Below are 13,638 nucleotides of genomic sequence, written 5' to 3'. Positions count from 1 at the left end.
GGGAAGCAATCTCTAATGACTTCTAGCGTTCCCGTCAATGATAAGGAGATTTCTCTCATTTGTACTGTTTTAAGAAAGCTTCCACAGTCCGGTTAAATGCTTCCGGTTGTGTCAAGAAGGGCCAATGATTGCCAGGAACTTGGCAGATGCTTAAGTTTTTAAGATGAGTTTTATAGGGTTTAAGTTGCCAATCTTGACGATTTACACCTTTTTGGGGTTGTACGAAGAGAGTTGGGAGATAAATTGGCTGTGTTAACCCAGATACTCGCATGACATCTTCAAAAATGCGATCGCGGGCGGCTATAGTAAATTTACTACCCCAACTACCATCAGGTTTTTGTTCAATTCCTGCTTGAAAGACTTGCTGGTGTAAGTCAGTCCATCCTTGATATTGGCTTAACTGTTGCGCTTGTTGTTCCGCTTCCTGGTAACTTGCAAAAGGGCCCATGCTTTTGAGAAAAGGTAAGACGCGGTACAACAGGGGAAATGTCAGCTTGAAGACGCTGGGCATTTTCCAGATGAAGATAGGATCGACCAGAATTATACTCCGCAACCGTTCTGGATGTTGCCTTGCCCAGATAGCGGCTAGTTTACCTGTCCACGAATGACTGACAACATGGGCACTAGACCATCCTAAACGATCCATCAGGGCTTCTAAATCCGCGATCGCACTCTCAAAACTATAATCTTCTTGGGGCTTGCTACTTTCACCATGACCGCGCATATCTGGGGCAACTATATGATAATCTGCCGCTAGATAATCCCCTAAGCTAGACCACACCAAGGCATTGTCGGCTAGTCCGTGTAATAGCAGTAAGGGTTCTTGTCCTTGGTGCCATTCCAAGTAAGACAGTTGAATGTCAGACTTAGATAAAGTTTGACGTAAAGGCATCATTGCATATCCGCCCATAGATATAGCTTTGCGCTTATTATTTTATAGCGAAAAGAAAAACAGGCGACCTAGGGATTTGATCTCTCACTATCCCGACATACCGCCGTCACCCTCCGGGTACTCTGCGAGAACCCCTACGGGGAACGCCAGTTCGACGGGACAGAAACTGACACCGCCGACTGGACTCACCATAGAATGGTGCGGCTAATAGTGCAAAGCCCACCTGCGTGGGCTGAATTCTTTAGCCCACGCAGGTGGGCTTTGTATCGATAGCCCCAGGCTTCCAGCCTACGGGCGTTATTTCGGGTATGCGAGAGAACTATTTATAACAGTATTGAGGGGTCAAACACACCATTCGCCGAGATCCTAAGAAAAGTGAGGCTATAGGAACGAAGTCCACCTCCGTGGGCTAGATGTTTAAAGTTCCCAGTCGTTAAACAGAGTTTTTTGGCTGTGGTGTGCGGCTTGATTTTTGATGTAATTAGCTACTTGGTCGAGATTTTGACTGCTGACAGTGAATGCACCATAAGCACCTTGCCATTTAAAAAACGAATCGGTTTTGATTTCATGGGTAATGAGATGAGAAGAACTTCCTTTTACTTTGCCAATTAATTCAGACACAGTTAAGCTAGGTGGAAAGTTAGTCAGAAGATGTACATGATCTGCAACACCACCAATGGCAATGACAGTACATTTTAATTCGCTGCATTGTTTAGCGATCGCAGCATAAATAATATCTTGAATATCTTTAGTTACTAGGGGTAATCTATCCCAAGTCCCCCAAACACAATGTAAATACAACTGCGTAAAATTCCTGGGCATTTTCCTTAACTGTCATATTTATCAACAACTATATATTTCCCTCGCTCAATGTCCTGATCACGCCAACAGAAAAATCAGGGATCAGATCCCTCATAATCCCGATATCCCGCCGTCACCATAGAATGGTGCGGCTAATTGCACAAAGCCCACCTTCGTGGGCTAAAGAATCTAGCCCACGAAGGTGGGCTTTGTATGTATAGCCCCAGGCTTCCAGCCTGCGGGCGTTATTTCGGGTATGCCACAGAGGTGTCAACGTCAGCTACGTGTCTATATTGGCAAGCGATCGCAGGGCGGTGTTTCCACGCTATAAAAAGAATAATGAAGACTAAAAAGAAACGAAACACTCTGCGACAATCACTCTCCATTTTCCGTTACAGCGGACGCGCTATTAGTTTGGTGTGGACTACTAGCCGCAGTTTAACTATTATTCTTGCTACTTTAACTTTAGTGGCTGGTCTTTTACCAGCAGCGATCGCCTACATTGGTAAGTTGATTGTGGATGCGGTGGTATTGGCATCACAAGCTGGTGCAGATAATAACATTACGCAGCCTTTATTGTATGTAGGATTAGAAGCGATCGCTGTGATGTTATTGGCAGGTAGTCAGCGAGGTCTGAATGTCTGTCAGTCTTTGTTACGGGTGCTACTAGGTCAGCGAGTGAATGTACTTATCTTAGAAAAAGCGCTGACACTAGATCTGACGCATTTTGAAGACTCGGAATTTTATGACAAACTTCTGAATGCGCGGCGTGAGGCATCAGTTCGTCCACTTTCTTTGGTAACCCGCACCTTTGGCTTAGTACAAAGTGCCCTTTCACTTGTGACTTACGGTATTTTGCTGGTGAAGTTCTCTGTGTGGGCATTGATTGTGCTGATTGTAGCAGCGATGCCTGCATTCATTGCCGAAACTAAATTTGCTGGTCAAGCCTTTCGCCTGTTTAGTTGGCGCGCGCCAGAAACACGCCAACAGCATTATTTAGAAAATCTCCTGGCAAGAGAAGACTTTGTGACAGAAGTCAAACTCTATCAACTGGGAGGAATGCTGCTGAGGCGTTATCGCGATATTTTCGATCAACTTTACGGCGAAGACCGGGATTTAACTTTACGGCGGGGACTTTGGGGATATCTCCTGAGTTTGGTAAGTACCGCAGCATTTTACCTAGCATACGCTTGGATTGTTATAGAAGCGGTGTTGGGTAGGATTTCCTTGGGGGATATGACGATGTATCTCACTGTATTTCGCCAGGGACAGTCTACTTTTTCTGGTGCCCTAACTTCCATTGGGGGGATGTACGAGGATAACCTTTATCTTTCCAATCTTTACGACTTCCTCGAAGAAGAAGCACCACAGCCTTGGGGTACAGCTACCAAAGGTGTAAATCCCCGAGATGGGATTCGGTTTGAAAATGTCTCGTTTACTTACCCAGGAAGCACTAAGCCTGCATTGAACAATATTTCTCTACATTTAAAACCTGGAGAAAAACTGGCGATTGTGGGTGAAAATGGTTCCGGTAAGACGACTTTAATCAAATTACTCACCCGACTTTACACCCCCGACTCCGGGAGGATTTTCCTTGACGGTGTGGATTTGCAAGAATGGGATATAGAAGTACTGCGACAGCGCATTGGTGTAATTTTTCAAAACTTTGTCCGCTACCAGTTTACTGTTGGGGAAAATATTGGCGTTGGTGATGTCCAGTATTTAGAAGATACAAATCGCTGGCAAAATGCTGCCCAAAAAGGCATGGCGGAACCTTTTATTAACGAATTACCTGATAGCTTTCAGACGCAACTAGGTCGTTGGTTCAAGGGAGGACAGGAACTTTCTGGGGGACAATGGCAGAAAATCGCCCTCTCCCGTGCTTTTATGCGAACTAGGGCAGATATCTTAGTATTAGACGAACCAACATCAGCAATGGATGCTCAAGCTGAGTTTGATATTTTCAATCATTTTCGCTCTGTTACTCAAAATCAAATGGTATTCTTAATTTCCCACCGCTTTTCGACAGTACGCATGGCAGATAAAATCATGGTGATCGAAGCCGGGAAAGTTATAGAACAGGGAACTCACGAAGAATTATTGGAAGCTGGGGGACAATATGCCAGGTTGTTCCTGTTGCAAGCGGCGGGTTATCAATAGAAGGCAGGAGGCAGTGGTTCGACTTCGCTCACCAACCGGGCAGAGGGCAGAAGGAAGAAGAAATTTTATAGTGCGTTGTGTATTTATGATGTCTTTTGAGCTTTTGAAGGTGAAAGTTGAGCCTTTGATGTCGGAAATTGCGCCTTTGAGCCTAAATGTTGCGCCTTTAAGCTTGGACATTGCACCTTTGATGTCGGAAGTTGCACCTTTAAACCTGAACATTGCGCCTTTTATCCTCGAAGTTGCACCTTTAAGCCTGGACATTGCGCCTTTGAACCTGGAAGTTGCACCTTTAAACCTAAACGTTGCGCCTTTTATCCTCGAAGTTGCACCTTTAAGCCTGGACATTGCGCCTTTGAACCTGGAAGTTGCACCTTTGAGCTTAATCTTTGACTATTGACCCTTGACCCTTGACTTTTGACTCTTGACTGCTGACTAAAATTGGAGAGTAATTGCTATGAGATTAATATCCGAACCGTCAATTCCTGTAAAAATCCACAAGATGCAGGAAAGAGTGCGGTGGCTGCATCCCAATATTGTGCAACGGGGAATCGACCAAACTAGTATGGTCATAGACGATCGCAAAGGTGATAGTCCAGAATTCTCTTTTATGGTCATCGGTGATAGTGGTACAAAGTCCCATTACGGACACCACCCCCAACGCCAAGTTGCTGAACTGATGCTTGCCCACAAAGATGAATGCAGTTTGGTGTTACACACGGGGGATGTCATTTATGTGGTGGGTTCCCATGAGTATTACCCGACAAATTTTATCGAACCTTACCGAGAATTTCTGGTAGGTGGGGAAAATCCGCAAAATATTGCCTACGATCGCATGGTGTTTAATCTACCCTTCCTACCAGTGTTGGGCAATCATGATTATTACGATGTTCCCTTGATGTATCGTCTGCTGACAGGAAGTACGCTGCGGTTACGGCGGATGCTACGCTACAAAGATTTTGAAATTGGCTGGCATGGTTCTAATCAAGGCGATGCCTACTCAAGGGCGTTTCTCGATTATCTTGCAGGAATCGCTTCTCCAGAGGAGTTAAAGGAGCATTTAGACAGTCACTATACCGCAAAAACTGATACAGGGCGATGTTTGCGCTACGAACCGGGAATGTTTACCCGTATACCCAACCGCTATTACACTTTTAGATATGGTGGTATAGATTTTTTCGCTCTCGATTCTAATACCTTTAATGAGCCTTCGCCTTTACCGACAACGCAAGCAGGGGGAATTTACCGCCGAGAATTGGAAAAGCGCCGCCATGAGATAGATCGGGAAGAAGTGCAAATTTTGGCAATCAGCGATCGCCTCAACCCAGATAACCCTGATGATGCTGAACAACTCGATGACCTCAGTGCCAAATTAGACCAAATTAATGAAGTCAAAATCGACATCGAAAAACAACTAGCATCTCATACATCAGCGACTATTGACTTTGAACAACTAGACTGGCTGCGTAACAGATTGATTGAATCTTGGAATAACTCTGAGGTGCGCGGACGGATCATCTATCTTCACCATCCCCCCTACGTCACCGAAGGAACCAAGTGGCATCAAGCACAAACCTTAGCAGTACGTCATCGTCTACGGTGGGTGTTTGAACAAGTAGCGAAAACCCTTGGTTCTCAAATTCAAGAGCGTCCCATAGTAGATTTAGTTCTTAGCGGTCATGCCCACTGTCTAGAATATCTCCGCACCGTTGACACTGGTTACGCTGACTCCCACATCAACTATATTATCTCCGGTGGTAGTGGTCGTCGTCCTCGTCGTCAGCGACCAGAGGGCACTGAATTACTGGAAACGTTTACTGAGATTCCCGGTAGTCCAACTCGCAAAGTAGCAGATTCGCTGTTGTATGTAGGTCGCAAAGATTATGCTTTTCAAAAGCAACTTGCTTATTCTTGCGTGCGGATTGATGTTCATGACGGTTGCCCACCCAAGTTTACCCTCAGACCATTAATAGCAGAGCGTGTGGGTGAATATTGGTTTAGTAGCCAACTTGACCCGTTGGTGATTTAAATTTATATCGATAAATTAGACCAAAATTTTTAGCCTTCTCTGCCCCTCCGTGGCTCTGCGTGAGGTGAAAAAGACTAGAAATGCAGCGTATCTGAGAAAAGTAGCTCAAGAACAATGCTTAATTACAGGTATAATTTGAACCGTGATTTCAGGGATAGCACTACCGTAACTCCAAAATAATACCTTTGTAATTAAGAATTAATGAAAACATCTCTAGCTGCTGTGACTGCTGGCTTTGTCTTGCTGATGGGAACCAATGCTGCTAGTGCGGCTTTACTGTATAACGGCTTATCAATTCCCAGTCAAACACTTGCTCAACAAGGATGGATGTATCTTTGGAGTTCTGCGCCTCCTGCTCCATCGGCGATCGCCACAACTAATGGTATGATTCTCGATACCAGCGGTACTAACGCCAATTATGCAGGTTATTTTCGCCAATCTTCGCTTACTTTAGATCGCAGCAAAGGTTACAGCATCACTTTTAGAGTCCAAATTAATTCTGAAAGCCACAGTTCCGATAATCGTGCTGGCTTCAGTATGATGGCGATTAGCAACAATTTGGCTAACGAACAGCAACCCTACGGTATAGAATTAGGTTTCTGGGAAAATAGCATTTGGGCACAGAATGCTGGCTTTACCCGTGGCGAAAATGCGGTTTATAACACAAAAGCTTCACTGCAAATATATAAGCTAGCCGTCAAGGATGGTAATTATCAGCTGTTCGTCAACGGAATTGTAGCGCCCATTCTCAAAGGTAATCTGCGACAATATACAGGCTTTACCCCACCTCCAGGATATAAAAATCCTTACACTACACCTAATTTGCTTTTTTTGGGCGACAACACCACATCGGCAAGCACAAAAGTCACTATAGTGAGTGTGGAAGTAAACTAAGCCAGATTTTTCAAAATTATATGAGCTAGCAACTGACAACTGACACGCCAAGCGCAAAGAAGTTTTATGATAAAGTTGCTAGTTACGCTTCAGCGCGATCGCTCATGATTAATATATTGATTTTTGAGACCCCACAACTAAGACTATTTAGTAACTGGCAAGAGTGGCTAACTGTATCTGCATATTTAGGATTTACGGTCTTTGTCATCTGGTGTGTGTTTACCGCGCGCAAAAGATGAATTCTACTTCTTGAATAAACTGCATATCAATTCACCTGGGTCTTTGTATTGAAATGGCACAACAGTCCCATTTTGTTGAATCTGCACTTGAGAACGGCAGTTATAGACTTTGATAGGTTCTTTTATACCATCCACACTCACTGCGGCTCTGTATTCCCAATAATTTTTAGCGCTGCGTTGGATACTGAGAATGCATATATGATGACCATTGTAGTTTCTGCATACAGATGCAGTCGCCGGAAGCGCTACAGAGAATGAGAGTATCAATAGTAGCAAAGTTACATATCTAATCGCGCTCATGTGATGTGAAATGTAGTTTGCGGGAAATAATATCACTTAACCCAGGGCGCATAGCGCTTCTTATAGCATTTCCTAGGAATTTACCTACAGACATTGAGATGGAACATTGTTTCCTGGCAAAACTTTTCACGTTTAGGCAAAATTTTGCCATGAGGGACAATTATTTAGAACTTACTCCTTCAAAATCTGTATTGAACTCAACCAATTTATCGCATTATTGTAATAATTGCATAGCTATAATGCAATTATTGCATATACGGGTGTTGATCAAAGCCTGATCAATGCGATCCTCATTAGTGGGAATAAAGATGAACGCCCCTGGCAACTACCAGGGGCTTTTTGTTGACTAGTTCAAGATTTCTCAGAACACAGCTGTTGAAGCTTTCAGTTGTCGCCATAAGTACCCATGCAAAATTAATTACAGTCATTGCGAGCGTAAAGCCTTCTCTACGAGAGGCTGCGCCAACGGCATAGCTTCGCTTAGCGCGTTAGCATCTCGTAGAGAAGCGAAGCAATCCCAGCCCTTGCGATTGCTACCCTTCGGGAACGCTCCGCGAACATTTCGCTTCCCTTCGGGACGCTTCTCTACGAGAGGCTACGCCAACGCCAACGCTACATACCCTTCGGGAACGTCTTCGACGAACGCAATGACTTTGTGTAATTAATTATGTTTAACTACTTATCTATTCGCTGAAAGCGTTCTTGAACAAGTGGCGTGGAAACTCTTAAAACCTCGCTGTTTCCCTGTTGTAGCAACTGTTCGGGTGTCGATGTTCCTCCCCACCGAACTTCAGTGAGTTTTCTTTCGCTTTATTGCTGTTGTGTTAGGCGTACTCACCAGTGAGCTTTTTGTCTATTTCACGAATTTTTGCACCATAGCGCACGCTCATAAATGGTGCGTTACACTGCGTTAACACACCCTTGTATCTTAGAAGAAGTGGTAGAACTTAGGATTCAAGATGACTGAAGTAACAGCACCTCGTCCAGATAGCCGCGTTCAAGAACGCTTGCCAACTATACATTACCAGGTGGCAATGCCTCAACCAGAAACACATCTGTTTGAGGTAACTTTGCAGCTTGTAAACTACCCAGCACCGATTCTTGATTTAAAATTGCCTGTATGGACGCCTGGTTCCTACTTGGTGCGAGAATACGCTAAAAATTTACAAGATTTTGCTGCTTTTGCTGCTGATGAACCTTTACGCTGGTGGAAAAAAAGTAAAAATCATTGGCAGGTAGATAAAAGCAATTTTTCAGAATTAACTATACGTTACCGTGTGTTTGCAAATGAGCTATCGGTACGGACAAACCACTTGGATGTCACTCACGGCTATTTTAATGGTGCGGCACTATTTTTCAGACTACCAGGTTGGGAGAAGCAACCAATTCGCGTTACCATTGTACCCCCATACCCGGAATGGCAAGTAACTACTGCTCTACCAGTAGATGCTGATACCAGCAATACTTTTTATGCTGCTGATTTTGACACCCTTGTTGATAGTCCTTTTGAAATTGGTAGCCATCAGTTATATCACTTTGAGGTTTTGGGAAAACCCCATGAACTAGCAATCTGGGGACAGGGAAATATTCAACCAAAAAGAGTAATTTCTGATATTGAAAAAGTAATTCAAGTAGAAGCAAAACTCTTTGATGGTTTACCCTATGAACGATATCTGTTTCTGTTGCATTTATTTCATCAAGCTTACGGTGGTTTAGAGCACAAAAATAGCTGTTCTTTAATTTACCAACGATTTGGATTTAACGCTCAAGACAAGTACGAGCGCTTTATGCAATTGGTGGCTCATGAGTTCTTTCACTTGTGGAACGTCAAGCGCATTCGTCCTAAAGCTCTGGAAGTTTTTGATTACGACCAAGAGAACTATACACCTTCTTTGTGGTTCTGTGAAGGAACTACGAGTTATTATGACTTGCTAATTCCTTTGCGAGCAGGAATTTATGATGCCAAGACTTATTTAAATAATTTGAGTAAAGAAATTACCAGATTTCTTACTACGCCAGGGCGAAAAGTACAACCACTTTCTGAGTCAAGTTTTGATGCTTGGATTAAACTCTATCGTCCAGATGCTAACAGTGGAAATACCCAAATCTCTTATTATTTGAAAGGGGAAATGGTCTCCTTGCTACTAGATTTGTTGATTCGCGCCAAGCATGGAAATAAACGTTCCCTAGATGATGTCATGCGGCAAATGTGGCAGCAATTTGGCAAAGCAGAAGTTGGCTTTACTCCAGAACAATTGCAAGCAGTAATTGAATCGGTAGCCAGAATAGATTTAGGGAGTTTCTTTGAACGCTATCTTAATAGTACAGAAGAGTTACCTTTTAATGACTATTTTGCTCCTTTTGGCTTACAATTAGCGGCAGAGACAGAAGAAGAACCTTATTTAGGTGTGAAGGTAAATACTGAGAATGGACGGGAGATAATTAAGTTTGTCGAAACGGGTTCACCTGCACAACAAGCAGGAATCGATCCTGGTGATGAATTGCTAGCTATTAATGGGATTAAGGTATCAGCAAATAATCTAAGCGATCGCCTGAAAGATTTTCAACCCAATGATACTATTCAAGTGGCAGTTTTTCACCAAGATTTACTCCGTTTGGTAACTGTAACTTTAGCCGATCCACATGCTATACGGTATCAGGTAATTTCATTACATAATTCTGATTCCGTTCAGCAAGAAAATTTAGCTGGTTGGTTGGGCGTGCAGAAACTTCTTGCTTGAATATTTCAATTCTCTTCAGTTCATTCCGGTGACTCCGCAGTAAAAATTCTATAGTCTTTTAAGGATGGGGATTCTCGCCCCATCCCTTTTTTTTTGCATAACAGTTTATAACCTCTGCAATAACAGTTAATACTAGACTTCTCGCAAAAATCTGAATAAGAATAAAAAAACCACAGATGAACACAGATGAACACAGATAAATATCGGTGTTTATCGGTGTTTATCTGTGGTTCAATATCCGCAAAAATCGACTGATGCAAGAGGTCCACTGTTTTTGAGTTTGTTTGTGTAACGTTTAACAGTAATATTACACCGTAACAAGTCTGCAACCTTTCAATTTTGACTCATAAATAGGGAACTCTAAAATTAAGTTGTCTCTTGAATAATGCTATGGCTTTCCAGGCTAAAGATTCAGATTTACCACCAATCTCTAACGAGAATGTCGTTCTACACTTAGGTGCAAGAAGTTGGTTTCTGCGGATTATCAATGGTCTGAGTATTGGCAACAAAATTAAATTTGGGTATGCTCTTGCCCTTGGAGTAGGAATTTTAGGAACCACAATTGGGTTAGTTCTGGGCGATCGCTATCAGCAGCAAGCGTTGAAACAGGAAGAGAATGCCTTTAAGGAACTCAATTTACTCCATCGCCTCCAAACAGGTATTCTCCAGACTCGCACACACCAACAACAACTCATTCCATTAGCAGCAAAACCAGAACTTTACAAAGAAGAATATGCCCATATTACTCATAAACATGCACCCGAAATTGAGCAGGTCTGGTCTCAATTGCAAACTTATATAAAAACTGCTGATTATGTGAAAGAACAGCATATCGATCATGTTCCGCAGCTTTTGCAAACCTATGATGGTGTCACCCAAACTTATCTTCAGCAACTGGAAGAACTACTCAAGCAACTTGATCTCTCTCCACTAACTGACAAGAAAATTGCGATCGCACAACAACGTCTATTAAAGTTTACCAATAGTGAGTTAGCACTCAAATTTGACGCTATTTCCGATGATTTAGTAGAAGTTATTGATGCTTCTGATAAAGACTTAAAAGCAGCAGCAAGTGAGTTAAAGACAGCAGAGCAACTAAGGATGCAAATCATAGCCAGTAGCATCCTATTATCAGCAGCGATCGCTATCTTGTTAGCTCTGTTTACCAGCCGTACAATCACCCGCCCTGTCCAAGAACTGACGAATATGGCGCAACGGGTGATCAAAGAATCTAACTTTGACTTGCAAACGTCTGTCACGACAACAGATGAAATCGGAATACTTGGGACTGCCTTTAACCAAGTTTTACAACGAGTCAAAAGCCTACTCGAACAACAAAAAGCCGCTGCTTTGCATCAGCAGCAATTGCAGGAAGCTCAATTAGTTCAAAGTGAGAAAATGTCTAGCTTAGGAAGAATGGTAGCTGGCGTTGCTCACGAAATTAACAATCCAGTGAATTTTATCTACGGTAATTTAGAGCCGGCTATTAACCATGTAGACGATTTATTAGAATTACTCAGAATTTATTCCCAAGAAGTGCCTAATCCACCTCTAGCAGTGCAAGAATATGCTTCCGAAATTGATGTGGAATTCGTAGAAGAAGATTTACCCAAAGTTTTGCAGTCCATGAAATTTGGTGCCGATCGCGTGCGCCAAATTGTCTTAAGCTTGAAAAACTTCTCGCGTTTGGATGAAGCTGAAGCCCATGCAGTTAATCTGCACGAATGCATTGATAGTACGCTACTCATTCTCAATAACCGCATCAAAAAAGGGATTACGGTTGAGCGTAACTATGGCGATATTCTCAATATCGAAGGTTTTGCTGGTTCACTCTATCAAGTGTTCATGAACATTATCAACAATGCGCTTGATGCTTTAGAAGCAAAGCAAAATCCTGAAGATTCACCAAAAATTGCGATCGCCACCGCACGCCAAGATCACAACTGGGTGGTTGTCCGCATTGCAGATAACGGTTCTGGTATCGCCCCTGAAGATCAAGCAAAAATTTTTGAGACTTTCTTTACGACTAAACCTAGGGGTGTTGGTACGGGGATGGGGCTTTCAATTAGTTATCAGATTGTAGTTGAGAAACACGGAGGACATCTTTCATGTAAATCTGAGGTGGGTAGTGGTACAGAATTTATCATTTCTCTCCCCATTCGCTTACAATCTGTTGAAACATCATCCGCTTTAGCCGATTGCGAACTCTCCAATGAAAAACAATTAGTATCAGATAGATGAAGTGCGGCTTTACTTACTCAATTTAATTAATTTTCTTTGTTTTTTTACAGTTTATAACAGAAATCCAAGCAAGTTTTTGTCAAATCAATTACTAGATGAATGAAGTTTTAGTAGCAATAATCGTTAGATTTTATTGCTTGCAAACAGCTTTATCTTTTCTCTACTAGGAGTAGTCACATGACAAGGGAAACGACATATTTAGAGCTTTCAGATGGTAAATCACATAAGTTTTATGAGGTAACAATCAACGATATAGAAGTAACAGTACGCTACGGTCGAATTGGGGATGCAGGGAAAACGACTGTGACAGCGTATGATACTCCCCAAAAAGCCCAGGCAGAAGTTACCAAACTCGTTAATTCTAAGCTCAAAAAGGGCTACGAGCAGGCAGAGAAGGGCGATCGCACCAAGCAACCAATTTCTAGAGGCGATCGCCGTTTGGCTCGGTTAAATCATCTCCGGCGTACTGGCTGGAAACCTTTGATTAAACCTACTCTTGATGCTCCCTTCGCATCTAAGTATCTGGGTAAACCTTGGCTAAGTCCTGGTGCAACTCATCCAAATTGTTCTGGTTGTGGAGGTGCTCTAAACTTTCATTTTCAACTGAATCTGCAAGAACTACCTGAAAGCTTGCAAGGCAAATTTGGGACTGGACTATTTCAACTGTTTACCTGTTACTCGTGCTACAAACACTTCCCCCAAATTGTGGCGCTTCCTGAATCAGCATCAACACCATCAGAGGTGGAAATTAGTGCCGAAGATGCTGCCAACCTCAGTACATGGACACCCTATGTAATTCAAACCAGTGGCATTGATGACTTTAATGGTCGCTATATGTTGCAAATTGTCGGATGGCAACCCTTTGATGACTATCCTTTTTATGAGGAAGCACAGGAAACCTACGGTACAGAATACACTGAATACGAAGAAATGTTGATCTTCCATGTTGATGAGCGCGATCGTGAATACTACGACGAAGACGATCCAGACAGGCCTACACCCATAGATATTCAATTAGCTTGGAATAGAACAGCAGATAAGCTTTCAGGGTGGGAGTACTGGGGACAGCAAGTGGAGCATCACTATTGTCGGATCTGCGGTCAACCCATGCAACTCTTCTACCAATTAGGTCACGGTGTTGAATACGAGGGTAATCAGGGCTTGGACTATGATAGGGATAATCTCATGTTGCTGTTTCAGTGTGCGGAACACAAAGATGAATTTAACTGCTATTGCAGTGCATTTTAGTCATTAGTCATTAGTCATTGGTCAGTTGTCATTTGATACCAATTTAAATTGGAGACAGGGCAGATAAGGTAAACTGAGAATTGTTGTTTAGAT

The 13,638-nt window shown here is 42.8% G+C and carries 9 protein-coding genes; 7 read left to right on the top strand and 2 right to left on the bottom strand.

The window, feature by feature from the left end; all coding sequences use genetic code 11:
• Nucleotides 1-55: 55 nt before the first annotated feature.
• Together BV372_RS20650 and tnpA are read right to left on the bottom strand one after the other, a co-directional pair.
• The gene (locus BV372_RS20650) at nucleotides 56-892 is read right to left on the bottom strand and encodes an alpha/beta fold hydrolase (protein ID WP_086688382.1); all 837 of its coding nucleotides are present in this window, start codon (nucleotides 890-892) and stop codon (nucleotides 56-58) included.
• A gap of 417 nt (nucleotides 893-1,309) precedes the next feature.
• Nucleotides 1,310-1,714, bottom strand: coding sequence for an IS200/IS605 family transposase (gene tnpA / locus BV372_RS20645; RefSeq protein ID WP_086688367.1), 405 nt, complete (start codon nucleotides 1,712-1,714; stop codon nucleotides 1,310-1,312).
• Nucleotides 1,715-2,032: 318 nt separating this feature from the next.
• Here tnpA and BV372_RS20640 point away from each other — a divergent pair, with 318 nt between their 5' ends.
• From BV372_RS20640 to BV372_RS20605, 7 genes are all read left to right on the top strand, one after another.
• Entirely contained in the window at nucleotides 2,033-3,853 is a 1,821-nt protein-coding gene (locus BV372_RS20640; RefSeq protein WP_086688366.1) for an ABC transporter ATP-binding protein, read from the top strand.
• Nucleotides 3,854-3,866: 13 nt separating this feature from the next.
• A complete protein-coding gene (locus tag BV372_RS20635) occupies nucleotides 3,867-4,253 on the top strand; it encodes a hypothetical protein (protein ID WP_143845221.1) in 387 nt (128 codons plus the stop codon).
• A gap of 57 nt (nucleotides 4,254-4,310) precedes the next feature.
• Entirely contained in the window at nucleotides 4,311-5,882 is a 1,572-nt protein-coding gene (locus tag BV372_RS20630) for a metallophosphoesterase (RefSeq protein WP_086688364.1), read from the top strand.
• A gap of 201 nt (nucleotides 5,883-6,083) precedes the next feature.
• Nucleotides 6,084-6,776, top strand: coding sequence for a hypothetical protein (locus BV372_RS20625; RefSeq protein WP_086688363.1), 693 nt, complete (start codon nucleotides 6,084-6,086; stop codon nucleotides 6,774-6,776).
• A gap of 1,498 nt (nucleotides 6,777-8,274) precedes the next feature.
• Nucleotides 8,275-10,056 carry a M61 family metallopeptidase gene (locus BV372_RS20615; RefSeq protein WP_086688361.1) on the top strand — a complete coding sequence of 594 codons (1,782 nt, stop codon included), beginning with the start codon at nucleotides 8,275-8,277 and terminating at the stop codon, nucleotides 10,054-10,056.
• Between the two features lie 390 nt (nucleotides 10,057-10,446).
• The gene (locus BV372_RS20610; protein WP_086688360.1) at nucleotides 10,447-12,297 is read left to right on the top strand and encodes an ATP-binding protein; all 1,851 of its coding nucleotides are present in this window, start codon (nucleotides 10,447-10,449) and stop codon (nucleotides 12,295-12,297) included.
• A gap of 177 nt (nucleotides 12,298-12,474) precedes the next feature.
• Nucleotides 12,475-13,545 carry a WGR domain-containing protein gene (locus tag BV372_RS20605; RefSeq protein ID WP_086688359.1) on the top strand — a complete coding sequence of 357 codons (1,071 nt, stop codon included), beginning with the start codon at nucleotides 12,475-12,477 and terminating at the stop codon, nucleotides 13,543-13,545.
• The last annotated feature ends 93 nt before the right edge of the window (nucleotides 13,546-13,638 follow it).

The sequence above is a fragment of the Nostoc sp. T09 genome (assembly GCF_002154695.1).
GTDB lineage: Bacteria > Cyanobacteriota > Cyanobacteriia > Cyanobacteriales > Nostocaceae > Aulosira.
This window is presented reverse-complemented; position numbering and strand designations above follow the sequence as displayed.